This is a genomic window from Streptomyces sp. NPDC054770 (assembly GCF_053611985.1).
This window is the reverse complement of the sequence record NZ_JBSHBL010000015.1, coordinates 120,534-143,498: the sequence shown is the minus strand read 5'-3', so window position 1 is coordinate 143,498 and position 22,965 is coordinate 120,534. Positions and strand designations below refer to the sequence as shown.

The following is a 22,965-nucleotide window of genomic DNA, read 5'->3' as shown; positions in this document are numbered from 1 at the left end:
CGTCTCCTCCGTCCGCACACCCGGGTCCGGGCGCACGACGGCGAGTCTTCATCTTGAAGTGCGCTTCAGGTCAAGCCGGTTGACAGCAGCGCCCCGGTTGGACAGCGCCCCGAAGGGGCGCGGGGAACTGCGCGACCAGCCACAACGATGCCGCAGCCAACCGACGACGTATCTCCCCGGCCCCAAACAGCCGAGCGCCTAGCCCACTTCGGCCCGCGCCGCAGGCCCCTCGTCCAGGAACCCGCCCGACTGGTGCTGCCACAGCTTGGCGTAGGCGCCCTCCGCGGCGAGCAGTTCGTGGTGCGTGCCCTGTTCGACGATCCGGCCGCGGTCCAGGACCACCAGGCGGTCCATCGAGGCGACCGTGCTCAGGCGGTGCGCCACCACCAGTGCCGTGCGGCCCTCCATGAGCCGCCACAGCGCCTCCTGGACCAGGATCTCGCTCTCCGAGTCCAGCGCGCTGGTCGCCTCGTCCAGGAGCAGGATCGGGGCGTCCCGCAGGATCGCCCGGGCCAGCGCGACCCGCTGGCGCTGGCCGCCGGAGAGCTTGATGCCGCGCTCCCCCACCATGGTGTCGAACCCGTCCGGCAGCGCGTCGGCGAACTCCGTGACGTGCGCGGCCTCGGCGGCCAGCCGGATCTCGGCGTCGGTGGCGTCCGGCCGGGCGAAGGCGATGTTCTCCCGCAGGGTGCGGTGGAACATCGCCGGGTCCTGCGGGACGTAGGCGATCTGGCTGCGCAGGTCGGCCTGGCGCAGCCGGCTGATGTCCTGGCCGCCGACCATGATCCGGCCGGCGTCGATGTCGGTCATCCGCAGCAGCAGCCGGGTGAGCGTGGTCTTGCCGCCGCCCGACCGGCCGACGAAGCCGAACTTCGACCCGCTGGGCACGTCCAGTTCAAGCCCTTCGAACAGCGGTTTCGCACCCGCGTGGGTGAAGGAGACCTTCTCGAAGCGGACGCCGGCGGCCCGCGGCGCGAGCGGTTCCGGAGCCTCCGGGTCGACCACGGTCGGGGGCTCCAGGAGCAGTTCGGTGAACTGGGCCGCCTCGGTCATGGAGCTCTCCATGCGCCGGTAGATCTGGTTGAACTCGAACATGATCCGGGTCGCGTTGGAGTAGTACGTGAAGGCGACCACGACCGCCTCCACACTGTGCCCGCCACCGGCCAGCGCCACCGCGAGCAGCAGCCCCAGCGCGTTGGTCGCCACGGACATCGGCGCGACGAAGGTGTCGATGCGCAGGTTGCCGTAGTCCCACGAGCGCAGCTGGCGCCGCCGTGACTCGGCGACCCGCGACCGGTGTTCGGCGGCCTCCCGCTCCTCCGCGGCGAACGCCCGGACCGTGTCCATGTTCATCAGGCTGTCGGCGACATGCCCGGACACCCGGGCGATGGCGTCCTCGCGCTGGGCGACCAGCCGCTGCCGGTGGCGGATCAGCGGCACCACGCACACGCCGGTGACCGCGATCATCGTCAGCAGCCCGACGACCAGGAGCGGTTCATAGCGCCACAGCACCACCGACCCGAACGCGAGCGGTACGAAGCTGCCGACGATGTTGAAGGTCAGCGTGTCCGCGAACTCCTCGAAGCGGGTGGCGAAGCTCAGCACCCGCTTGGTGAGCGACCCGGCGAAGTTGTCGTGGAAGAACGCGGCGTCCTTGGCGAACAGTTCGTCCATTCCGATGACGTACAACTGCTCGATGCCGAGGGCGTCCAGACGGTTCAGACAGTGCAGACCGATCCGCCACAGTGCCTCCGCCAGCAGCAGGACACCGCCGAAGCCGAGGACGTACGGCAGTGCGGCGCCGAGGTCCAGGCCGTGGCCGTCGGCGATCCGGCCGACGAGCCTGGCCACCACCAGCGGTGCCAGGTAGTTGATTCCGATGTTGCCGAGCGCCGGCAGCAGCATTCCGGGCAGCGTGAGCCACTTGAGCCGGGCCAGCTCCCGTCCGTAGTAGCGGAGCGCGAGCAGGACCGCGCCCTGCCGGGGTCCGGTCGCAGGTAAATCGACTGAGGATGTCATCTCAACCCTGTGTAGTCGTCGTACGGCATGCCGAGTCGGCCGCCACATGGTCCGCGGCGGCCTGGAATCGGCAGGTCAGGAAAGGGAAGTGTGCCGCGAGGACGGCCGCGGAGTCCACGTGTTTTTCCGCCGACGACTACGCAGCGAACACGCGTCGCCGCCGTCCGGACCCGGTCACTCCGTCCGGTTCCAGGTCAGAGTCACGGTCAGTTGTGCCGAGGCTCCGGCCGCCGTGATGATCGCCCCCGCCTGGGCGCTCAACTCGACGCCGAACTGCACGACCAGCGCGTCCGGACGCTGCCCGAAGTCCTCCACCTGCGCGGAGACGCCCCGGGCCACCGCCCGCACGGATTGCATGACGGAGTCGAACGTGCCCTCGGCCTTCTCGATGACCGCAGACATCGAACCACCGCGGGTGACGACCGCGGCCGCGTCCGGCTCGTCGGAGACCCTGACGAGCACACTGCCGCCCTCGCCTAGCGAGAATTCCATGATTGCCATAAACTATGGATTAACACGAAATGCCGTATATCGCCAGATGGTTGACCTTTCTTTCATTTCCCGGACGTGTACGCAGAAGGCAAGGACCGGGCCAGTGGGCTTCGGCCGTGGATGCAGCCCATCCGCGAAGGGAGCTGAGCGATGTCACGCGCCGTCGAGATCGTTCTTATCGTGATCGGGATTCTCCTCCTGGCGGCCGCTCTGATCGGCAGTGGCATTTCCAGGCGCCTTATGACCATTCCGAAGATGCATCGGACACCCCGTATCGTGATCGCCATTCTGGGTGTGCTGCTGCTGGTCGGCGGGGTGTGGGGGGTGACCCAGACAGAGAAGCGCGGGCCCACACTGGCCGACCTCCGGGCTCACGTTCCGTCCGACGTCAAATCGGCGCTCACCTGCACGGAAGGCAGCGAATCCCCGAAGGGAGCCGTGGAAATGGCCTGCAACGCGGACAGCGTCTCGTATCAGGCCTGGTACGTCATGTTCCCCGATGTGAACTCCATGCAGGACTACTGGATCAGCCAGGTGACCCCGTCGGACCTCACTGGGTCCAACTGTAAGACCCTGCAGGACTACCAGACGGGAGGCAAGGTGTCGTACTACTTCAGCGATGAATCAAAAACGGTCGGCGACCAGGCCTGCTACGTGAGCGGAAAGACCACGGTGGCCATGTACACGGACCGGCGTTTCAACATCGTGGTATGGGCCCAGACCGACGATCCGCAGCATTTCGCCGAGTTCCAGAAATGGGTCGATCGCACCTCGCAGCCCGAACCCGTAGGGGATGAGAACACCACCCCGCCCACGCCTTCGCACACCATCGCGTCCGGATCCTGATCCGGCCCTGAGGGAAGAGCGCCATGGCGGCGGAATTTGACTTCGTACTCGAAATGAGCGAGGCGCCTCACGGCTATTGCATCGACGTGTCCTCGCCGTGCGGCGAGGACCGATCCATTGCCGACATCGACGCCCGGGAACTGCTGGATCGACTGCCCTCTCTGGAGATGGCCGTGCTGGGTTCCGCCGCGCGTTCCCGCGGCATGCAGTCCGCACTGGAGGCACCCGCCCGGCAGGTCGGCGGCATACTGTGTGACGCCGTGCTGCAGAGCCCGGTCAAAGCGCTGTATCTGTCCAGCAGGCAGCGGGCGCAGGAACACGGGCGGCGGCTGCGGATGGTTCTCCGAGTGCGCTCACCGGAGCTCGCGGCACTGCCCTGGGAACTTCTCTACGACGAGAAGCTCGGCGGCTATCTGTGCCTGCATCACCCGATCATTCGCTACGTGGAGATGCTGGAGCCGGTCTCGCCGCTGCACGTGGACCCTCCGTTGCGCGTCCTTGGCATGGTGTCGCTCCCCGGCTCCCTCGGCCGGCTGAACGCGGAGGCCGAGCGGGAGAGTCTGGGTGCCGCGCTCAAGCCGCTCATGGACGAGGGAATGGTCCGGCTGGACTGGGTGCGCGGAGAGACCAAGTCGGATCTCCTCCGATCGCTGCTGCGCGGCTGCCACATCTTCCATTTCATCGGTCACGGAAGGTTCGACGACCACCGGCGCCAAGGGATGATCGTCTTCACCGACGAGCAGGGCCGGGAGGACCCGCTGCACGCCGAAGCGCTCGGCGCGCTCCTCAGCATCGCCGAGCCCGCACCGCGCCTCGTCGTACTCAACAGCTGCGAGACGGGGACCTCCCACGCGCAGGATCTGTTCTCCAGCACGGCAGCCAAGCTGGAGTTCACCGTGCCGGCCGTGGTGGCCATGCAGTTCCCGGTCACCGACAAGGCGGCCGTGCTCTTCTCCCGGGCCTTCTACCAGGCCCTGGCGGCGAACCGACCGGTCGACGAGGCGGTACGCACCGGTCGTGTCGCACTGCGGGCCGACAAGGACGACAGCCTCGAATGCTTCACGCCCGTCCTCTACCAGCGCAGCGGTGACGCCCGGCTCTTCGACCTCACCCATCCCCTCCCGTCCACTGCCGCGGAGACGGTGGTCACGCAGACCAACAAGATCGAGGAGGACAAGGAGAACAAGGAGGACAAGGAGGACGCGGAAGACAAGGGGAAGCCCGAGTCCGGGCGAACCGCTCCTGCCCGCCTGATTCCTCCGCCCGGCCTCACACCACGTCCGACGATCGAAACCGGACACTGGGTGGTCAGCCTGGCTGTCCATCCGCAGGGGCGCCTGCTCGCCACCGGGTCCCGCAAGCTGGTGCGCGTCTGGGACGTGGTCAGCGGCCAGTCGACGTGGGAGCGTCGGCTCGGCGGGTGGAGCACGATGGTCAACGCGATCGCCTTCAGCCCCGACGGCGACAGGCTGGCGACCGGCAGCACGGACAACCTGGCTCGGGTCTGGGAGATGACGACCCGGTCCGTGACCGCCGAACTGGCCCACCGTCATTTCGTCAACGCGGTGGACTTCGACGCCACGGGCAGACGCCTGGCCACCGGCAGCGCGGATGCGACGGCCTGCGTGTGGGATCTCAGTACCGGGATCCGCCTGTTGTCCCTGTGCCATGCCCGCGCGGTCAAGGCCGTCGGGTTCAGCCCGGACGGCCGCTGGCTGCTCACGGCGTCCGAGGACAAGAACGCGTACGTCTGGGACGTGGACACCGGCCGGCTGGAGGCCCGGTTCCCGCACCAGGATTTCGTACTCGGTGTCGCCTTCTCACCGGACGGGCGGAAGATCGCCACGTGCAGCCAGGACCGCACCGCCCAGGTGAGGGAAACGGAGACCTGGACCCAGTTGTTCCAAGTGGAGCACAACGGCGGTCTGCGGGCGGTGGCGTTCAGCCCCGACAGCACCGTGCTCGCCACGGGCGGCGAGGACGGCGCGGTATGCGTGTGGCAGGCCGACACGGGGCAGTGCCTGCTCACCGACAAGCACAACCGTTCGGTGAATGCCCTGGCCTACTATCCGGACGGCCGCTTCCTCGCCAGCGCGGGCGAGGCCAAGGTCATCCGCAGTGTAGGACTGCCCGAGCCCAGATGAATGCCCGTCCCGTGGCGTATTTCAGGCCTGCGGGCAGAGTCGTTGCCGACCCGCGTGCGTTGGTCCCGCTGCCGATCCGTCGTCGTACCGCTGCCAGTCTCCGTCCGTAAGTCCGAGGAGCCGGGTGATGTCCGTCAGCCCGGGCAGCGGTCCGTGGTCCCCCGTCACCTTGAGGGCGGAGACAGCGGTGAGGTGGCCGAGCCGCAGGGCACGCGTCATCGTCTCGGCGCGCAGCAGGCCGGCCAGGAAGCCCGCCGCGAACGCGTCGCCCGCGCCGACCGGTTCCACCACGGCCGTCCGCAGCGCGGGCACCGTGCACACGCCGTTCGCGGTGACCGCGGTCGCGGACCGGGCGCCGTCCTTGACGACGAGGATCCGCGGGCCGGGCAGCAGGTCCCGCAGGCCGGTGACGGTCAGGTCGCCGCCCCACAGTTCCTGGGCCTCGTCGAGGCCCACGAAAACGATGTCAGCCTGGTCCGCGAGGGCGCGCAGCACCACGGGTGCGGTGCCGTCCGGCCACAGCGCGGCCCGGTGGTTGACGTCGAAACTGACGGCGTACGGCCGTTCGGCGGCGGGCGTGTCGAGGACCCGGGTCACCAGGGCGCGGCAGGACGCGGAGAGGGCGGGGGTGATCCCGGTGAGGTGCAGGAGGGCCGCCGAGCGCAGGGGTTCGCCGTCGAGCAGGCCGGGGCCGAGGGCCGAGGCCGCCGAGCCGGTGCGGTAGTAGTGGACGCGGGTGCCGGCGGGGCCCGGGTTCTTGAGAAGGAGGCCGGTGGGCCGGTGCGGGTCGGTGCGGACGTGCGTCACGTCGACCCCGGCGGCGGCGACCGCGGCGCGCACCCGGCGGCCCAGCGGATCGTCACCGACGGCCGAGAGCCAGCGGGCCGGGACGCCGTGGTCCGCGAGGTACATGGCCACGTTGGACTCCGCTCCCGCGACGGACACCCGCAGTTGCTCGGCGTCCGCCAGCGGCCGGGGCGGGTCGGGGGCGAGGGCGGCCATGGTCTCGCCGAGGCAGACGACCGGGCCAGGGGCCGGACACCAGGAGGCCGTCATGCCGGTCCCTCCTCCGGTACGGCGGCCCGGAACGCGCGGGCCCGGTCGCGCAGGTCGCTGATGCTGCCGCCGTCCGCCGCGTCGCCGACGAGCGGTGAGCCGACGCCGACGGCGGTCGCCCCGGCGGCCAGGTAGGCCCGCGCGGCCGGCACGTCGACACCGCTGACCGGGACGAACGCGGTGTCGGGGAACGGCCCGCGCAGCGCCTTCAGGTACGCCGCTCCCCCGGCCTCGGCGGCCGGGAAGAGCTTCAGGGCCGCGGCGCCGCCGGCCTGCGCCGCGATCACGTCGGTGGGGGTCAGCACGCCCGCCAGGACCGGCATGCCGAGCTGCCGCGCGGTGTCGGCGCCGGCGCCGAGACCGGGAGTGACCGCGAAGCCGGCGCCCGCGCGATGGGCGGCGTGTGCGTCGGCGGCGGTCAGCACCGTGCCGGCGCCCAGCGGCCGGCCGGGGCCGAGTTCCTTGTGGGCCCGGGCGATGACGGTGAGTGCGTCGGCGCCGCTGAGCGACACCTCGATCAGTTCGATGCCCTCCTCGGCGAGGGTCAGTACGGTGCGCAGGGCGGCGTCCGGGTCGCCGCCGCGCACGATGGCGAGCAGGCGACGGGCGGCGAGGGCGGCTCGCAGATCCACGAGCGGGGCTCCTTCCATGGTCAGCGGGTGCACGGGCAGTCGGCGCCGACGGTGAGCCGCCAGCGGACCTCGCCCGAGGCGGGGACGCGGGCGGCGTCGTCCGGGCCCGCGTCGGCGAGGTCGAAGACGCGGCCGAGCATCGGCTCGACGCCCGTACTGCGGTAGGGCCGGTCGGCGGGGAAGCCGCCGAGGTTGCGCCACAGGGCGACGGAGAGCGGCTGCCCCTCCGCCTCGACGGCGAAGGCGAGTTGGTCCGGGCCGTCGTGCACACAGCAGCGGCCGCCGTCGACCACGGCCCCGACGGCCGTACCGTCGTCCGGCCCGAAGCGGTCGAGCCGCAGCCCCAGGGGCGCGGGCCAGGTGCCCGCCACCCAGGGGGCGCCGTCCGGCCAGGGACGGTCCAGCAGGGGCGCGGCCTCCGGGAACAGCCGGGTGGGCGCGCCCTCCCGGACCCGCAGGACGGCCTCCTCGGAGAGGTCGAGGAGCGCGTGGGCGGCCCAGACGAAACGGAAGCCGGGGTCGGCCGTCAGCACATAGTCGGCCTCCACACCGTCGGCCGTGCCACGCAGCGTGCGGGTCAGGACGAAGCGCTCGCAGTGGACGGTCTCCCCGGTGCCGTCCTCGTCGCGCGTCCAGGGCCGGGACCAGGCGTCGCCGTGGTCGGGGGTGCCGCGGACGGTGGGGACGCACTCCTCCAGTCCGCCCGCGTCCACGAACGCCTCGCCCGGTGTGACGCGGCGGCGTTCGGGGCTGTCGCGCCGCCACAGCCACTCGCGGCCACCGTGCCGCAGCGAGGTCCAGCGGCCGCCGTGCGCGAGGTCGGTCACGACGTCGAGGGGCATGGTCACCACTCCGCGAAGGAGCCGTCGGCGTGCCGCCAGACCGGGTTGCGCCACCGGTGGCCCGTGCGGTCGGCCGCGCGTACGGCCGCCTCGTCGATGGTGATGCCGAGCCCGGGGGCGTCACCGCGGTGCGCGTGCCCGTCCACGAAGCGGAAGGGCTCGGGGTCGACGAGGTAGGAGAGGAGGTCGGCGTCCTTGTTGTAGTGGATGCCGCGGCTCTGCTCCTGGATCAAGAAGTTCGGTGTGGCGAAGGCGACTTGGAGGCTGGCGGCGAGGGCGATGGGGCCGAGCGGGCAGTGCGGGGCGAGCTGGGCGCCGTAGGTCTCGGCGAGCGAGGCGATGCGGTGCACCTCGGAGATGCCGCCGGCGTGCGAGAGGTCCGGCTGGGCGACCGCGATGCCGGCGGCCAGGGCGGGCAGGAACTCGGCGCGCGAGTACAGGCGTTCGCCGGTGGCCAGCGGCACCGAACTCGCGGTGACCAGACCGGGCAGCAGGTGGCCCTGCTCGGGGAGGACCGGTTCCTCCACGAACAGCGGGTGCAGCGGGGCGAGTTCGGTGAGGACGCGGCGGGCGCTGGCGGCGGTGAAGCGGCCGTGGAAGTCGACGGCGACGTCCCGGTCCGGGCCGAGGGCGTCCCGGGCGGCACTCACCCGGGCGACCACGGCCGCCGTCTCCGCCACCGTGGTCAGCGGTGAGGTGGCCCCGGCGGCGTTCATCTTGACCGCGGTGAAGCCCGCCTCGACCTGGGCCGATATCTGCTCGGTCAGCTGGGCTGGTTCGTCGCCGCCGACCCAGGCGTAGACCCTCGCCCGGTCGCGCACCGGACCGCCCAGCAGGGCGTGCACGGGCGCGCCGTAGGTCTTGCCTGCGATGTCCCACAGGGCCTGGTCGAGGCCCGCGACGGCGCTCGACAGCACCGGACCGCCCCGGTAGAAGCCGCCCTTGGTGAGCACCTGCCAGTGGTCCTGGATGCGCAACGGGTCCTGCCCCAGCAGGTATTCGGCGAGGACGTCGACGGCCGCGCGGACGACCTCGGCGCGGCCCTCGACGACGGGCTCGCCCCAGCCGACCACCCCGTCGTCGGTCTCGACGCGGCAGAAGAGCCAGCGCGGCGGGACGAGGAAGGTCTCTATCCGGTCGATCTTCACTGGCCGCCGTTGCCTTTCGTGTCGTCGGTCCCGGTCGTTTCTTCGGTCCCGGTCGTTTCTCCGGGTCCGGTCGCCGCTTCGGGTCCGGTCTCGTCCTCGGGGCCGTCGAGCCGGGCCAGGTCGCGGCCCGCCTGGTCGAGCAGGGCCCGCATGGCGGTCTCGGCCGCCTGTGGGTCGCGGTCGCGCACGGCGTCCAGGACGGCGCGGTGGGCCGGCACGGGGTCCTCGCTGTGCGGGGAGCTGTGCACGATCCGGTCGCGGTGGGCCAGCCCCGACTCGATCACCATCTCCATGCGTTCGAGCAGTTCGTTGTGGGTGGCGGCGAGCAGGGCGCGGTGGAAGGCGAGGTCGGCGTCGACGGCGTGGCCCGGGTCGGCGCCCTCCCGCGCCATCGCCTCCACGGCCGTCTCCAGCAACAGCAGGTCGGCCTCGGTGCGGCGCTCGGCGGCGAGCCGGACGGCGGCCGGCTCGATGATGGCGCGGACCTCGGCGAGGTTGCGCAGCAGCGACCATTCCGCGCCGGTCGTCCCGCCGCCCTCGAACTGCCAGCGCAGCACGTCGGCGTCGAGCAGGTTCCAGTCCGCGCGGGCCCGCACGAAGGTGCCGCGTTTCTGGCGGGCGTCGACCATGCCCTTGGCGGCGAGCACCTTGAGGGACTCGCGCAGGGCGGTGAGGCTGACGTCCAGTTCGCTCTGCAACGCCACCAGGTCGAGCGTGGCCCCTTCCGGGATCTCGCCGCCGAGGATGCGGCGCGCCAGGGCCTCCACGGTCTGGCCGTGCACACCGCGGCGGGCGTAGGGCGTCATGTCGTACAGCCTTTCTGTTCAAAGGGCATCATGCGGAGGCCTTCACGACGCTCCAGCCGCCGTCCACGACGAGACTGGACCCGGTGATGTAGGAGGCCTCGTCGGCGCAGAGGAACGCGATCGCCGCGGCGACCTCCTCGGGGGTGCCGAAGCGGCGGGCGGCCGTTTGGGCGATGCTGCGTTGCCGTTCGTCGGGCGGCACCCGGTTCCAGGCCCCGGTCAGGATGGGCCCGGGGAGTACCGCGTTGACGCGTACCTCGGGCCCGTACTCGACGGCGAGCTGCCCGCACAGGGACAGCAGGCCGCCCTTGGCCGCGGCGTAGGCGGGGTGGCCGGGGATGCCCGCGTGGGCGTGCACCGACGAGGTGAGCAGCACCGCGCCGTGACGGGCGCGCAGGTCGGGCAGGACCGCCTTCACGCCGAGGAAGCTGCCGGTGAGGTTGACGGCGAGCTGCCGCTGCCAGGACGGCAGGGTCATCTCGTCGGCCGGCCGGACCTCGACGGTGTAGGCGTTGCTGACGAGCACGTCGACCGGGCCGAAGGCGTGGGCGGCGGTCACGATCCGCGCCCAGTCGTCCTCGGCGGCGACGTCCGCGTGCACGTACCGGGCCCGGCCGCCGTCCTTCTCGATCCCGTCCACCACGGCCTGGCCGCGTTCGTCCGCGATGTCGGCGAGCACGACGGCCGCGCCCTCCCCGGCGAGACGTGCGGCGGTGGCGGCTCCGATGCCGGAGGCGGCGCCGGTCACCACGGCGGTACGGCCGGTGTAGCGGGCACCGTACCGTCGTACGGACTGGTCCATCGGGCTCCTTAGAGGGTGAGCTGCTGGAAACATATGCGTCCTACAGGCGCCTCAGCACCACCAGGTCGGCGTCGTGCTCGGCAGTCCACGCGAACGGCAGTCCGTGGTGGAGCAGATGGGCTCCGCTGTACGGCGTTCCGGTCGCCGTGTCCCGGTAGCGCGCCGCCGGGTCCAGGCCGCGCAGCCGCAGCCGGGCGGGGCGGCCGGGCACCAGCGGTGCGCCGTCGAGGCGACCGGTGGAGAGCGCGGCGACGACGGTCCGGTCACCGGCGTCGTACTGCACGCCGCAGGTGGGGTCGTCCGGCGTGCCGAGCAGCCGGGCCTCCCCGTGGTGGACGACGTCCCGCACCTCCTTGTACCGGGCGATCCACCGGGCGGCCTCGGCCCGCTGCTCCGGGTTCCAGGCGCGCAGGTCGGCGCCGATCCCGAGGACTCCGCACATGGCGTTGACGAAGCGGAAGGCGAGGCTGCGCGGGCGCGGGTCGAAGATGCCGGGGGCGTCGGTGACCCAGGAGCTCATGACGTGGGGTGCGTGGGCGTGCAGGAAGCCGTACTGGATGCGCAGCCGGTCCAGCGGCGCGGTGTTGTCGCTGGGCCAGACCACGTCGGTCCGGGCGAGGGTGGCGTGCTCGATCCGGCCGCCGCCACCGGCGCAGCCCTCGACGGTGACGCCGGGGTGGGCGGCGCGCAGGTGGTCAAGGACCCGCAGGTATCCGGCGACGTGCTCGGCGTCCAGGTCGACCTGGTCGGCGGGACCGGCGCCGGGGCGGCCGCGTTCGGTGGGCGGGCGGTTCATGTCCCACTTCAGATAGCCGATGCCGTAGGTGCCGAGCAACCGGTCGAGGGTGCCGATGACGAAGTCCTGGACGTCGGTGCGGCCCAGGTCGAGCAGCAGCTGGTTGCGGACCAGGCGGGCCGGGCGGCCGTCGATGCGGTAGACCCACTCGGGGTGTTCGGCGTACAGCCGGCTGCCGGGGCTGACCGCCTCCGGCTCCACCCACAGGCCGAAGTCCAGGCCGAGGGCGCGGACGTCGGCCACGAACCGGTCGAAGCCCTGCGGGAACGCCGCCGGGTCCGGGTACCAGTCGCCCAGTCCCCCGGTGTCGTCGGCGCGGCCGGTGAACCAGCCGTCGTCCACGACGAACAGCTCGGCCCCGATGTCGGCGGCCGCCTTCGCCAGCTCCAGCTGCCCGGCCGCGTCGACGTCGAAGCCGGTGGCCTCCCAGGAGTTGTAGAGCACCTTGCGGGGGCGGTGCAGCCGGTCGCAGGTGAGGCGGCGCTCGTAGCGGTGCCAGACCCGGGACAGGCCGTCGAGTCCGTCCGGGCTGAAGGCGCAGGCGAGGCGCGGGGTCGCGAGGGTCTCCCCGGGGGTCAGGTGTACGGCGCCCTCGTGCGGGACCCGGCCGGCCCGGATCCGGACGGTCCCGCCCGGTTCGGCCTCCGCCGTGATGTGCCAGTTGCCCGGCCATTCGAGGGCGACACCGTAGGTGGCGTCCCCGTCCTGCACGGCGAGCCAGGGCGCGTAGGCGTGGCCGGGCACACTCTGCAGGCTGCCGATGGTGAACGTGCCTCTGGTGAGGTCGAGTTGGGTGCGCTGGAACTCCTGCGACCACTGTCCGGTGAGGTAGGTCAGCCGGGCCGGGCCCGTGACCGGGATCGTGACGGCGGCCGAGTCGAGCCGCTCCAGGCGGAGTTCGGCCGTGGCGGTGAACTCGGCCCAGCGGAGGATCACGTCGGTGCCGGGGACGGTCCGGTAGCAGAGGACCGTCCGCAGGCCGGTCACCTCGTCGGCGAACGCGAGTCGCAGGCTCCCGTCCGTCTCCTCGGCGCCGTCGAACTCCCACCACACGCCCCGGTCCGCGCCCGGACGTGCCACCACCAGTTCGGATCCGGTGAACGGCCGCAGCCCGTAGGGCAGGTACTCGGCCGGGGCCGCGTCGGCGGGCGTGATGAAGTGGGTGCGGTGCGACCAGTCCAGGGCGGACGGCCCGTCCTCGACGCCGAGCGGGCCCCAGGCGTCGAGCTCGGCCCACGGCCCGTCCGGGGAAATGCGGACGGTGTAGCTGGTGTGCTCCGTCCGCAAGGTCCAGCGCTGGTACGTCACTTGACCGCTCCCAGGTTGAGGCCCGCCACGAAGTGCCGCTGGAAGCGCAGGAAGACGGCGACCGTGGGCGCGGCGGCGATGACCGATCCGGCGGCGATCACGTTCCACTCCGACACGTACTGGCCCTGGAGTCCGATGAGGGCGGCGGTGATCGGCATCTTGGTGTCGCTGCGCAGGACGGTGATCGCCCAGAGCAGGTCGTTGAAGATCCAGGTGAAGGACAGGGCGCTGAGGGCGGCCAGGGCGGGCCGGGTCAGCGGGAGGATGATCCGCCAGAAGATCTGCCAGGGCCCGGCGCCGTCGACGACCGCCGCCTGCTGGATCTCCATCGGGATCGACCGCATGAACCCGTGCAGGACGAAGACGTAGAAGCCGACGCCGAAGCCGATCTGCACGCCGATCAGCGCGGGCAGGGTGTCGTAGACGCCCATCACCTCGCTGAGCTTGGACACCGGGATGAGCAGGATCTGCGGCGGCAGCAGGTTGCCGCCGAGCATGAGCAGCAACAGGGAGCGCCGGAAGCGGAGTTCGTAGCGGCTGAGGGCGAACGCGGCCATCGCGGCGAGGGCCAGGGTCACCAGGACGCAGGGGATGGTGACGATCAGGCTGTTGATCAGGGCCTGCTGCTGGCCGCCGTCGGTCCAGGCCTGGCCGAAGTTGGCCAGGGTGAAGGAGCGCGGCCAGCTGCCCAGGCCGTGGGCGGCGATGTCGTCGAAGGAGCGCAGGCTGGTCACCAGGACCAGGGCGATGGGCAGCAGCCACAGCACGGCCAGGGCGCCGGCGCCGAGGTGGAATCCGGCGGTGGCCGCTCTTCTGCGGCGCAGCGCCGTGGAGTTGGCCGTGGAGCCGGCTGTGGCGTCGGCGGACATCAGTCGGCCTCCCGGAAGGCGCGCACGAGGTAGGAGGCGATGACCCCGAAGGCCAGGACGAAGATGACGACGGCCAGGGCGGAGCCGTAGCCGAGTCGCAGGGACTGGAAGGCGGTCGAGTACATGTAGGTGCTCAGCAGCTCGGACGAGTGGTAGGGGCCGCCGCGGGTGAGTGACCAGACGACGTCGAAGGAGCGCAGCGAGTCGATGATGATGACCGACAGGACCACCGCGTTGACACTGCGCAGTTGGGGCAGTGTGACGTGCCGGAACCGCTGCCAGGCGCTCGCGCCGTCGACCTTGGCGGCCTCGTAGAGCGCCGGGTCGATGCCCTTGAGGCCGGCCAGGTACAGGACCATGACGTAGCCGATCTGGCGCCACAGGGCGGGCACGATCACCGCGTACAGGGCGGTGTCCTGGTCGGCGAGCCAGGCGTGCCGGAGGCTGCCGAGGCCGACCCCGCCAAGGACCCGGTTCAGGACGCCGTCGGGCTGGTAGATCGCCTGCCAGACGAGGGCGGTGGCGACCAGCGAGAAGACGACGGGCAGGAACAGGGCGGCCCGGTAGAAGCCGACGCCGCGCCGTTCCTGCTGGAGCAGCAGCGCGGCGGCGAGCCCCAGGACGGCGGACAGGCCGCCGAAGAGGACCAGCCACAGCACGGTGTGGCCGAGCGCGCTGCGGAAGACGTCGTCGTGGGCCATCTCCCGGAAGTTGTCCAGGCCGACGAACTGCGGCGGGGAGACGCCGTCCCACTTGGTGAGGGCGAGGTAGAAGCCCTGGAGCGCGGGCCAGAACACCCACAGGGCCTCCGCGAGCAGCGGGACCAGGACGAACGCGAGGACCATCGGCGGGGTGCGCCGGGGGCCCCGGGGCCGCCTGCCGCTGACGGGCAGGCGGGCCGGGGACTTCCGGTCGGGGGCGGTCAGCACAGCCACGTCAGGCGTTCCAGATCTTCTGGGCATCGCGCTGCCAGTCGGTCAGGATGCTGCCGATCTGCTTCGGCTTGGCCAGGAACTTGGTCAGGGCGGTGTCCGCGGTGGGCTGGAGGGCGTCGCTGGAGTCGCGGTTGAAGAACTGGGTGATCTCGGCGGCCTCGGCGACGTGTGCGCGGCCCTTCTTCACCAGTGCGGTGCCGGCGTCCTTGGCGTCCGGGTTGCAGGGCAGGACGGTGCCGGAGGAGCCCTTGATGTAGATCTCCTGGGCCTCGGCGGTGGCGAGGTACTTCATCAGGTCGATGACCTGGTCGCGGCGGCCGGTGCGGGCGCTGGCGAAGTAGCCGTCGACCGGCGCCTCCTCGGCGAGCGGGACCTTGGAGTCGATGACCGGGAAGCGGAAGAAGTCGATGTCGTCCAGGGCGCTCTTGGGTGCCGAGTCGGCGAAGAAGGTGCCGATGAGCATCATGCCGGTCTTGCCGCCCAGCAGCGCGGTCGTGGCGTCCTGGAAGGCGAGGGCGGTGCCGTTCGGGTCGAAGTACGGCAGCACCTCCTGCCAGCGGTCGAAGACCTTGCGCACCTCGGGGTCGTCGAACCGGTGCTTCCCGGCGAGGAGTTCGCGGTGGTACTGGGCGCCGTTGATCCGGATGTCCAGGTAGTCGAACCAGGCCGACGCCACCCAGGGGGTGTTGCCGCCCGCGCCGAGCCCGATCGGGGCGACGCCCTTGCCCTTGAGCTTGTCGCACAGGTCGAGGAAGCCGTCCCAGCTGGTGGGCACGCTCACGCCCCACTTGGCGAAGTTGGACTTCCGGTAGAACATGCCCCACCAGTAGTAGGTGTTGGGCACGAAGACCTTCTTGCCGGAGCTCGCGGTGCACAGCGAGTGCAGGGCCTTGGTGTACCGCTTGAGGTCGGGCGAGGAGCTCCACGCCTCGTCGAGGTCGAGGAGCAGGTTCTTCTTGGCGTAGGCGTCCGCCACCGAGCCGGGGTACCAGGTGTACACGTCCGGCGGGTTGGCCGAGGTGAGGTAGGTCGGCAGCTGGGTGCGGAAGGTCTCGGCGGCGACCGTGTTCAGGCTCGCCCTGCCGGACCCCTTCTTGCCGTACGCCGCGACCAGGTCCTCCATCGCGGTCTTGGCCTGCGGGGCGGACAGGTTGGACTGGAGGGTCACCGCGCCCTTCGAGGAGCCCTTGCCGGAGGAGGTGGAGGTGACGCAGCCGCTGAGCAGTGCCGCGGTCCCGGCGGCACCGACTCCGGCGAGGAACCGCCGCCTGCTGGTCTGGGGGTTGGCCATGTTGGATTCCTCGTTCACTTGAATTGGGTCCGGTACACGTGGCCGTCGACTCCGCGGAAGACCGCGTCCACGGCTCCGTCCGGGCCGGCGACCGCGCCGAGCGCTCCGTCGAACGCGGCGCTCGGGAACTCCTGCCGCTTGCTCCAGCCCTGCCAGGCGCCGTCGGCGTACCGCTGCTGCCAGAGCGTGTAGTCGGCGGCCCGCGCGTAGAGCAGCACCGCGTCTCCGGCGGCGACCAGCGTCGGGCTGCCGCTGACGGTCCCGCCGAGGGAGGTCCAGTCGGACCACTCCCCCGAGGTGTCCCGGGTCCGGGTCCACACGTCGTCGGCGGTGGTGCGGACAACGACGTGGACGCGTCCCTGCGCGTCGACGGCGGCGGACGGCCGGCCGGAGACCTGCACGCCGGCGGGCGCGCCGAGCGAGGACCAGCCGGTCGCCGGACCGCGCTGCACGACCGTGCCGTCGGCGCCGCGTGCGAACAGCGTCCAGTGCGCGGGATCGGTGAAGGCCACGGACGGCGCGTCGGTCAGCTCGCCGCCCAGGGACTGCCAGTGCCCCCAGCGGCCGTCGGCGTAGACCCGCCGGTAGGCCCGCGAGTCGGCGCCGCGCACGAAGACGTCGATCCGGCCGCCGGCGGAGGCGTAGGCGGCGGGCTGGCCGAGGATCCTGCCCTGTGCGGGGCCGCCGAGGTCCTGTGTCCGCCCGCCGGTCTTCTCGACGAGCGAGCCGTGCGGCCCCCGGAAGAACGTGCTGCCGTCGCTCGTCACGGCCGGGCTCGCGGTGGCCGTCGCGCCCAGGTCCGTCCCCGGCAGCGCGTCGGCGCCGGTCAGCGTGAGGAACGCGGTGCCGTGCGCGGGGACCTCGACGGTGTAAGACCCGGTGTGCGTGCCCCGGTCGGCACGCGCCCGCAGGTCACGGACCCGCACCGGCCCGCCGAGGCCGGTGTCGGCGAACTGCACGGTGCGCTGGGCCGGCTGGTCGGAGCGGTTGAGCAGGACGACCGCGCGCCGGCCGTGTCCCTGGAGGACCTTGCTGTAGACGTCGCCGACGGAGTCGGTCGCGATCCGTACGCCCTGGACGGCGAGGGGGTCCTGGTCGACGGCGATGATCTCCGGGTTGCGGAGGGTCCCGAGCATCGAGTCGGACAGGGTGCGCGGGTCGGACCCCAGCATCAGCGGGGAGCCCATCTCGGCCCACATCACGAACTGGGTGGTGGACTCCTCCTGTGTGAGCTCGTACGTCCCGTCGGTCATCTTCCGCATGGGGATGAGGTAGTCGGGGTCGTTGTAGTGGCCGGGGCCCTGCGCCTCGGGGTGCCAGGCGTTGGCGTCCATGTTGCGCAGGATGTTGGGCCACTCGCCGGGGCTCGGGGTGCCCCAGGCGATGTCGGTGCCGGTGCGCCAGGAGTCGGCGATCTCGGGGGCGTAGACGTAGGTGTTGTGGGCGTCCTGCTCGGGGGTGTGCGGCAGGCCCCAGTCGTCGGTGAGCGGGTTGCAGAGGTTCAGCAGCATCTTGCGGCCGGACTTGGCGACCGCGTCGCTGAACTCCTTGTACGCGGGCCCCGGATCGAGCTTCGCACCGATCCCGCACAGGAAGTCGACCTTGATCGCGTCGATCTTCCAGCTCGCGAACTGCCGTGCGTCCTGGTCGTAGTACCCACGGCTGCCGAGACCGCAGCTCTTGCCGCCGTCGTAGGTACCGGCATCGGTGTAGATGCCGGCCCTGAGTCCGCGCTTGTGCAGGTAGGAGACGAGAGCCGGAATGCCGGAGGGGAAGCGGTCCGGGTTGGCCGTCAGACGGCCCTGCGCGTCGCGGGGGTTGTCGGCCTGCCAGCCGCCGTCCAGCCACACGATGTCGTAGCCGGCGTCCCGCAGACCGCTGCTGACCAGCTTGTCGGCGACGGCGCGCACCTCCTTCTCGGTGGGCGCGCCGAGCCCGTAGTAGGTGTTCCAGCCCATGTAGGGCGTCGGCGCGAGGCCGCTGTCGTAGCCGGCGGGTGCGCCTTGGTCGACGGCCGTCCGTGCGAAGGCGTCGGGGGTCACGGTGGCGGCCAGGACCACCGCGACGGCGGCCGCGAGGGCGGGCCGGGTGAACCGGTGGTGCGGGGATCTCGGTGCGGGCGGGTGCGAGGTCACGTACGTCTCCCAGGGGTCGGGAAGCAGGAGAACGGGACGCGGGCCGCTCTGCCGGAGCGGGCCTACGGCGTCACGGCGAAGACTGTGGCCTGCGGCCGAAACCATGTCAAGAATAATTACTAATTTAATAGAAGCAGCACGGAGGTGCGCACGGAGTCTTGACAGGCCCACCTCGCGACGGCAATGTTCGGCAACGTTGTCACGGGCGATGGCAACGTTGTCATCGCCCTGGTGCCCGGCACGAACTCCCCTGATCGGAGGCCTCGTCCATGTCGGATCAGTCAACTCCGCCGTCCCGCCGTTCCGTGCTCTCGGCCGGATCCACCCTGCTGGCCGGATTCGGGCTCGGCATGGGTCCGTTCGCCACCGTCGCCACGGCCGGATCCGGACAGTCGCAGCAAGGCTCCTCAGGGGCCTCCGGCAGCGAACTCGCCGCCTACCGGCCGGTCTCGGTGTCCTCCACGGACTACGCGGCCACGCCCGCGGAGTTCGCCGTGGACGGGCTCGGCACGGCCGGCGTCCGGGGCTCCGGATGGCGGGCCGCCGCCGGCGACCCGCAGTGGATCTCCGTCGACCTCCAGGCCCTGTGCCGGGTCGAGTCACTGCGGCTCGTCTTCGAGGCGACCGTGGACGACCCGCCGTTCACCGACTCGCCCAGCGGCAGCCCGCGCAACGACACGACGGGACAGGAGATCCTGTCGAGTTGCGCGGTCGGCTTCGTCATCGAGACCTCGCGCGAGGGCGGCTCCTGGACCACGGTGCACCGCACCGACTCCGGCACCGGCGGGGTCGTGGAGATCGCCCTGTCCGAACCGGTGGACGCACGCTGGGTGCGCATGACGGTGCACCGGCGCTCCAACACCAACCCGCTGGGGCTCAACGGGTTCCAGGTGTACGGCACGTGCCGCGCGCCGCGCCCCGACGCCACCGGCTGGACGGACTGGGGCAGGCATCCCCGCACCCCCGAACCCCTGCACGTCGCGGCCGACGGCACCGTCCCGCTGGAGTCCGGCTGGGACCTGACCCTGGACGACTGGGCCGACGGCGACGGCACCGCGCTGTCCAAGTCCTCGGTGGACACCAGCCGTTGGCTGCCGGCCACGGTGCCCGGCACCGTACTGACCTCGCTCGTCGACCAGGGCAAGCTGCCCGACCCGGTGTCCGGCCTGCACAACCTCCGGGTCCCGGAGGCGCTGTCACGGCACTCCTGGTGGTACCGGCGCGAGTTCCGCCTCCCCGGGGGCCTGCGCACCGGCGCCGGACGCCGGGTCTGGCTTGAGTTCGACGGGATCAACCACCGGGCCGAGGTCTGGTTCAACGGCGGCCGGGTCGGTGACCTGACCTTCCCCTTCGCCCGCGCCGCCTTCGACGTCACGGAGCTGCTCGCCGACGGCCCGGCGTCGCAGACCCTCGCCGTCCGGATCACCCCGATGCCCTTCCCGGGCAGCCCCGCCGACAAGGGCCCGGCCGGGCTGGCCTTCGTGGACGCGGGCGCCAACATGATGAACCGCAACTCGCCCACGTACCTGGCCGCTTCGGGCTGGGACTGGATGCCGGCGGTCCGGGACCGGGCGGCCGGCATCTGGAACCACGTCCGGCTGCGCTCGACCGGCCCGGCGGTGCTCGGCGACCCCCGGGTGGACACCAGGCTGCCCGACCTGCCCGACACGCGCACGGCCGAGCTGACCGTCGTGGCCCCGGTGCGCAACACCGGCACCGGGTCCGCGCGCGTCACCGTCACCGCCGCCTTCGGGGACGTACGGGTCTCGCAGACGGTGACCGTCGCCGCGGGCGAGACCGCCGACGTCGTCCTCACCCCCGCCGACCATCCCCAACTACGCCTAAATGAGCCCGAGTTGTGGTGGCCCAACGGCTACGGTGAGCCGGCCCTGCACCGGCTGACCCTCACCGCCGCCGTCGCGGGCGAGGAGAGCGACCGGCGCACGACCCGCTTCGGGATACGCCAGTTCGGCTACGAGTACGAGGTTCCGCTCACTTTCCCGCCCGGCGGCAACTCGGTCGCGCAGACCGTGGACCTCGACCGGCGGACGGCACGGTACGTACGCGTCCGGTGCGGCACCCGCGCCACGGGCTGGGGCGTGTCGATGTGGAGCCTGGCGGTGCTGGACAGCGCGGCGCCGGACACCGATCTGGCCCTGCACCGGGCGGCCACCGCGTCCTCCGTCGACGACCCCGGGCACGGGCCGGGCAACGCCACCGACGGCGACCCGGGCACCCGCTGGTCGTCCGCCTTCGAGGACGACCAGTGGATCCAGGTCGACCTGGGGAGCGCGGTGTCCTTCGACCGGGTCGTCATCACCTGGGAGACGGCGTACGCACGGACGTACACCGTCCAGGCCTCCGACGACGGCTCCGACTGGACCGACGTACGGTCCGTGGACAACTCCACCGTGCCGCTGAAGATCAGTGTCAACGGCGTCCGGGTGTTCTGCCGCGGCGGCAACTGGGGCTGGGACGAACTGCTGCGGCGGATGCCGGCCGCGCGCATGGACACGGCCGTGCGGATGCACCGCGACATGAACCTCACGATGGTCCGCAACTGGGTGGGCAGCAGCAACCGCGAGGAGTTCTACGCCAGTTGCGACGAGCACGGGCTGCTCGTGTGGAACGACTTCCCCAACGCCTGGGCCATGGACCCGCCGGACCACCAGGCGTTCCTCGACCTCGCCCGGGACACCGTCCGGCGCTACCGGATCCACCCCAGTGTGGTCGTGTGGTGCGGCGCCAACGAGGGCAACCCGCCCGGCCCGGTCGACGACGGCATGCGCGCCGCGGTCCGTGAGGAGGCGCCCGGAGTCCTCTACCAGAACAACTCCGCGGCCGGGATCGTCTCCGGCGGCGGCCCGTACGGCTGGATCGAGCCCGAGCGCTACTCGTCCCCCTCGACCTACGGCGGCGGGAGCTTCGGCTTCCACACGGAGATCGGCATGCCGGTGGTGCCGACCGCCGAGACGATGCGCCGCCTCGTCGGCGACGAGCCCGAGTGGCCCGTCGGCGGCGCCTGGTACCTGCACGACTGGAGCACCAAGGGGAACCAGGCACCGCAGAACTACCGGGCCGCCATCGAGTCCCGCCTCGGAACGGCGACGGACCTGGACGACTTCTGCCGCAAGGCGCAGTTCGTCAACTACGAGAACTTCCGGGCCATGTTCGAGGCCTGGAACGCCCGGCTCTGGGACGACGCGAGCGGGCTGATGCTGTGGATGTCGCACCCTGCCTGGTACAGCACGGTCTGGCAGACCTACGACTACGACTTCGACGTCAACGGCGCCTACTACGGTGCCCGGAAGGCCGCGGAACCGGTCCATGTGCAGGCCGGTCCCGTCGACGGCCGGGTGATCGCGGTGAACCACACCCCGCGGCCGGTCGGCGGCGCGACCGTGACCGCCCGCTGGTACGACCTCACGGGCCGGCAGGTCACCCCCGAGCGGCGCGCCACCGTCGACATCGCGCCGTCCGCCACCACCACCGCGTTCACCGCGCCCGTGCAGGACGACCTGCCGGACCTCCACCTGCTGCGGCTGCGCCTCACGGACGCACGGGGCGCGTTGCTCTCGGAGAACACGTACTGGCGCTATCGCTCCCCCGAGGCCATGCGGGCCCTGAACGGCATGGCGCGGACGCGGGTCTCCGTCGACGTCACCCGCCCCGGCCGCCGCACGGTGACCGCCCGGGTGACCAACCGGGGCCGGGCCGTGGCGGCCATGCTCCGGGTCTCCCTCCTCGACGCCCGCTCGGGACACCGCGTGCTGCCGACGCTGTACAGCGACAACTACCTGTGGCTGCTCCCGGGAGAGTCCCGGACCGTCACCGCCACCTGGCAGGCCGGCCTGCCGGTCACCCGGCCGAGTGTGCGGGTCGAGGGCTACAACGTCCTCCGCACCACCACACCATGAGCAAGGGGGTGTGCCGGAAACCTCCCGCCGACGCGCAGGCCGCGGCGGGCGGGATCCGGCACCGGGACGCCGGGAGGGAACCGCGGCTCCGGGCAGGCTCGTGTCCTGATACGGACGGAAGCGAGACCGGGCGAGGTTCGCGGGGGAATCATGCAGATCATCGAGGTGACCGGGTATTCCGTCCGATCTGCTGTGATCACCATGCGGCGGACGGGGGCGCCGCTCGAGTTCGTGATCTTCCCGATGCTGCATGTGGCCTCGCCGACGTTCTACTCCCAGGTCCGGCTCAGGCTCAGGGAATGCGACCTCATCGTCCTCGAGGGAATCCGGGGGAAGTCCGCCGGAGTGAGCGCCCTCACGCTTGCCTACCGGTTCGCCCCCCGCCGACGGCGCAACGGCCTGCAGGAACAGCGCGACGAGTTCCTGCTTCCCAAGGGCGTGCCGGTCATCAACCCGGACGTGACCGCGACCGAGGCGATCGCGGACCTGAAGACACTGCCGCGGTGGATGTACCTGCTGCTCATGGTCGCGGCCCCGGTGATGGGCCTGGTGTTCGCCCTGCGCGGTCCGAGCGTCTTCTTCGACGAAGACCTGGCGGTCGAGGATCTGCCCTCGACACTGCGGGCGGAGATGATGGCCGACAATCCCGTGGAGCAGGCGATGACGGGGCGGCGCGACCAGCGGTTGCTCGACGCGCTCGGCGAGATCCACGCGGAGCGCGGCGCCCAGCCGATCCGGGTGGCCGTCGTCTACGGAGCCGGCCACGTCCCGGCGATCGTGTCGGGACTGTGGGATCGCTACGGGTACCGGCCCCGGGAAGCCGAATGGCTCACTGTCCTCATCCAGGCGTAGCCCGGTCATGTCCGGGTTCTCGGACACCGCCGCATCCTCACTGTTACGATTCAGTGATGCTCACCGTCGAGTCGA

17 protein-coding genes are annotated in these 22,965 nt (G+C 71.6%); 4 read left to right on the top strand and 13 right to left on the bottom strand.

Annotated elements, in window-relative coordinates; translation table 11 throughout:
• Nucleotides 1–198 precede the first annotated feature (198 nt).
• Both ACWGKQ_RS16405 and ACWGKQ_RS16400 read right to left on the bottom strand, forming a co-directional pair.
• On the bottom strand, nucleotides 199–2,019 hold the full coding sequence (locus tag ACWGKQ_RS16405; protein WP_453292592.1) for an ABC transporter ATP-binding protein: 1,821 nt from the start codon (nucleotides 2,017–2,019) through the stop codon (nucleotides 199–201).
• A 174-nt stretch (nucleotides 2,020–2,193) separates the two neighbouring features.
• Complete coding sequence (locus ACWGKQ_RS16400; RefSeq protein ID WP_453292591.1) at nucleotides 2,194–2,511, bottom strand: CU044_2847 family protein; 318 nt, start codon at nucleotides 2,509–2,511, stop codon at nucleotides 2,194–2,196.
• A gap of 150 nt (nucleotides 2,512–2,661) precedes the next feature.
• On the opposite strand from ACWGKQ_RS16400, the gene ACWGKQ_RS16395 reads away from it, so the two are divergent.
• Both ACWGKQ_RS16395 and ACWGKQ_RS16390 read left to right on the top strand, forming a co-directional pair.
• Nucleotides 2,662–3,357: a hypothetical protein gene (locus ACWGKQ_RS16395; RefSeq protein WP_453292590.1), complete on the top strand. Its 696-nt coding sequence runs from the start codon at nucleotides 2,662–2,664 to the stop codon at nucleotides 3,355–3,357.
• A gap of 23 nt (nucleotides 3,358–3,380) precedes the next feature.
• Nucleotides 3,381–5,501, top strand: a complete 2,121-nt coding sequence (locus tag ACWGKQ_RS16390; protein ID WP_453292589.1) for a CHAT domain-containing WD40 repeat protein — start codon at nucleotides 3,381–3,383, stop codon at nucleotides 5,499–5,501.
• A gap of 21 nt (nucleotides 5,502–5,522) precedes the next feature.
• Here the strand turns inward: ACWGKQ_RS16390 and ACWGKQ_RS16385 are convergent, their stop codons facing one another.
• Genes ACWGKQ_RS16385 through ACWGKQ_RS16335 form a run of 11 tightly spaced genes read right to left on the bottom strand, consistent with a single transcriptional unit; the run spans nucleotide 5,523 to nucleotide 18,226 of the window.
• On the bottom strand, nucleotides 5,523–6,557 hold the full coding sequence (locus tag ACWGKQ_RS16385) for a sugar kinase (protein WP_453292588.1): 1,035 nt from the start codon (nucleotides 6,555–6,557) through the stop codon (nucleotides 5,523–5,525).
• Nucleotides 6,554–7,189, bottom strand: a complete 636-nt coding sequence (locus ACWGKQ_RS16380) for a bifunctional 4-hydroxy-2-oxoglutarate aldolase/2-dehydro-3-deoxy-phosphogluconate aldolase (protein WP_453292587.1) — start codon at nucleotides 7,187–7,189, stop codon at nucleotides 6,554–6,556. Before ACWGKQ_RS16380 ends, ACWGKQ_RS16385 begins: the two co-directional genes overlap by 4 nt.
• Before the next feature lie 20 nt (nucleotides 7,190–7,209).
• Nucleotides 7,210–8,031: a hypothetical protein gene (locus ACWGKQ_RS16375; protein ID WP_453292586.1), complete on the bottom strand. Its 822-nt coding sequence runs from the start codon at nucleotides 8,029–8,031 to the stop codon at nucleotides 7,210–7,212.
• Nucleotides 8,032–8,033: 2 nt separating this feature from the next.
• Entirely contained in the window at nucleotides 8,034–9,179 is a 1,146-nt protein-coding gene (gene dgoD / locus ACWGKQ_RS16370) for a galactonate dehydratase (protein WP_453292585.1), read from the bottom strand.
• Nucleotides 9,176–9,985 (bottom strand): FadR/GntR family transcriptional regulator, encoded by an 810-nt coding sequence (locus ACWGKQ_RS16365; RefSeq protein WP_453292584.1) that lies wholly within the window; start codon nucleotides 9,983–9,985, stop codon nucleotides 9,176–9,178. Before ACWGKQ_RS16365 ends, dgoD begins: the two co-directional genes overlap by 4 nt.
• 28 nt (nucleotides 9,986–10,013) lie before the next feature.
• Complete coding sequence (locus ACWGKQ_RS16360) at nucleotides 10,014–10,787, bottom strand: SDR family NAD(P)-dependent oxidoreductase (RefSeq protein ID WP_453292583.1); 774 nt, start codon at nucleotides 10,785–10,787, stop codon at nucleotides 10,014–10,016.
• A 40-nt stretch (nucleotides 10,788–10,827) separates the two neighbouring features.
• Nucleotides 10,828–12,891, bottom strand: coding sequence for an alpha-galactosidase (locus tag ACWGKQ_RS16355; protein WP_453292582.1), 2,064 nt, complete (start codon nucleotides 12,889–12,891; stop codon nucleotides 10,828–10,830).
• Complete coding sequence (locus tag ACWGKQ_RS16350) at nucleotides 12,888–13,760, bottom strand: carbohydrate ABC transporter permease (RefSeq protein ID WP_453292581.1); 873 nt, start codon at nucleotides 13,758–13,760, stop codon at nucleotides 12,888–12,890. The genes ACWGKQ_RS16355 and ACWGKQ_RS16350 overlap by 4 nt, the downstream gene beginning before the upstream one ends.
• The gene (locus tag ACWGKQ_RS16345; protein ID WP_453292580.1) at nucleotides 13,760–14,695 is read right to left on the bottom strand and encodes a carbohydrate ABC transporter permease; all 936 of its coding nucleotides are present in this window, start codon (nucleotides 14,693–14,695) and stop codon (nucleotides 13,760–13,762) included. The genes ACWGKQ_RS16350 and ACWGKQ_RS16345 overlap by 1 nt, the downstream gene beginning before the upstream one ends.
• A gap of 1 nt (nucleotide 14,696) precedes the next feature.
• Nucleotides 14,697–15,986 carry an ABC transporter substrate-binding protein gene (locus ACWGKQ_RS16340; RefSeq protein ID WP_453292579.1) on the bottom strand — a complete coding sequence of 430 codons (1,290 nt, stop codon included), beginning with the start codon at nucleotides 15,984–15,986 and terminating at the stop codon, nucleotides 14,697–14,699.
• A 14-nt stretch (nucleotides 15,987–16,000) separates the two neighbouring features.
• Nucleotides 16,001–18,226 carry a glycoside hydrolase family 27 protein gene (locus ACWGKQ_RS16335; RefSeq protein ID WP_453292578.1) on the bottom strand — a complete coding sequence of 742 codons (2,226 nt, stop codon included), beginning with the start codon at nucleotides 18,224–18,226 and terminating at the stop codon, nucleotides 16,001–16,003.
• A gap of 164 nt (nucleotides 18,227–18,390) precedes the next feature.
• Here ACWGKQ_RS16335 and ACWGKQ_RS16330 point away from each other — a divergent pair, with 164 nt between their 5' ends.
• Entirely contained in the window at nucleotides 18,391–22,038 is a 3,648-nt protein-coding gene (locus tag ACWGKQ_RS16330) for a discoidin domain-containing protein (protein ID WP_453292577.1), read from the top strand.
• 150 nt (nucleotides 22,039–22,188) lie between these two features.
• Nucleotides 22,189–22,890, top strand: a complete 702-nt coding sequence (locus ACWGKQ_RS16325; protein ID WP_453292576.1) for a hypothetical protein — start codon at nucleotides 22,189–22,191, stop codon at nucleotides 22,888–22,890.
• Nucleotides 22,891–22,965 lie beyond the last annotated feature (75 nt).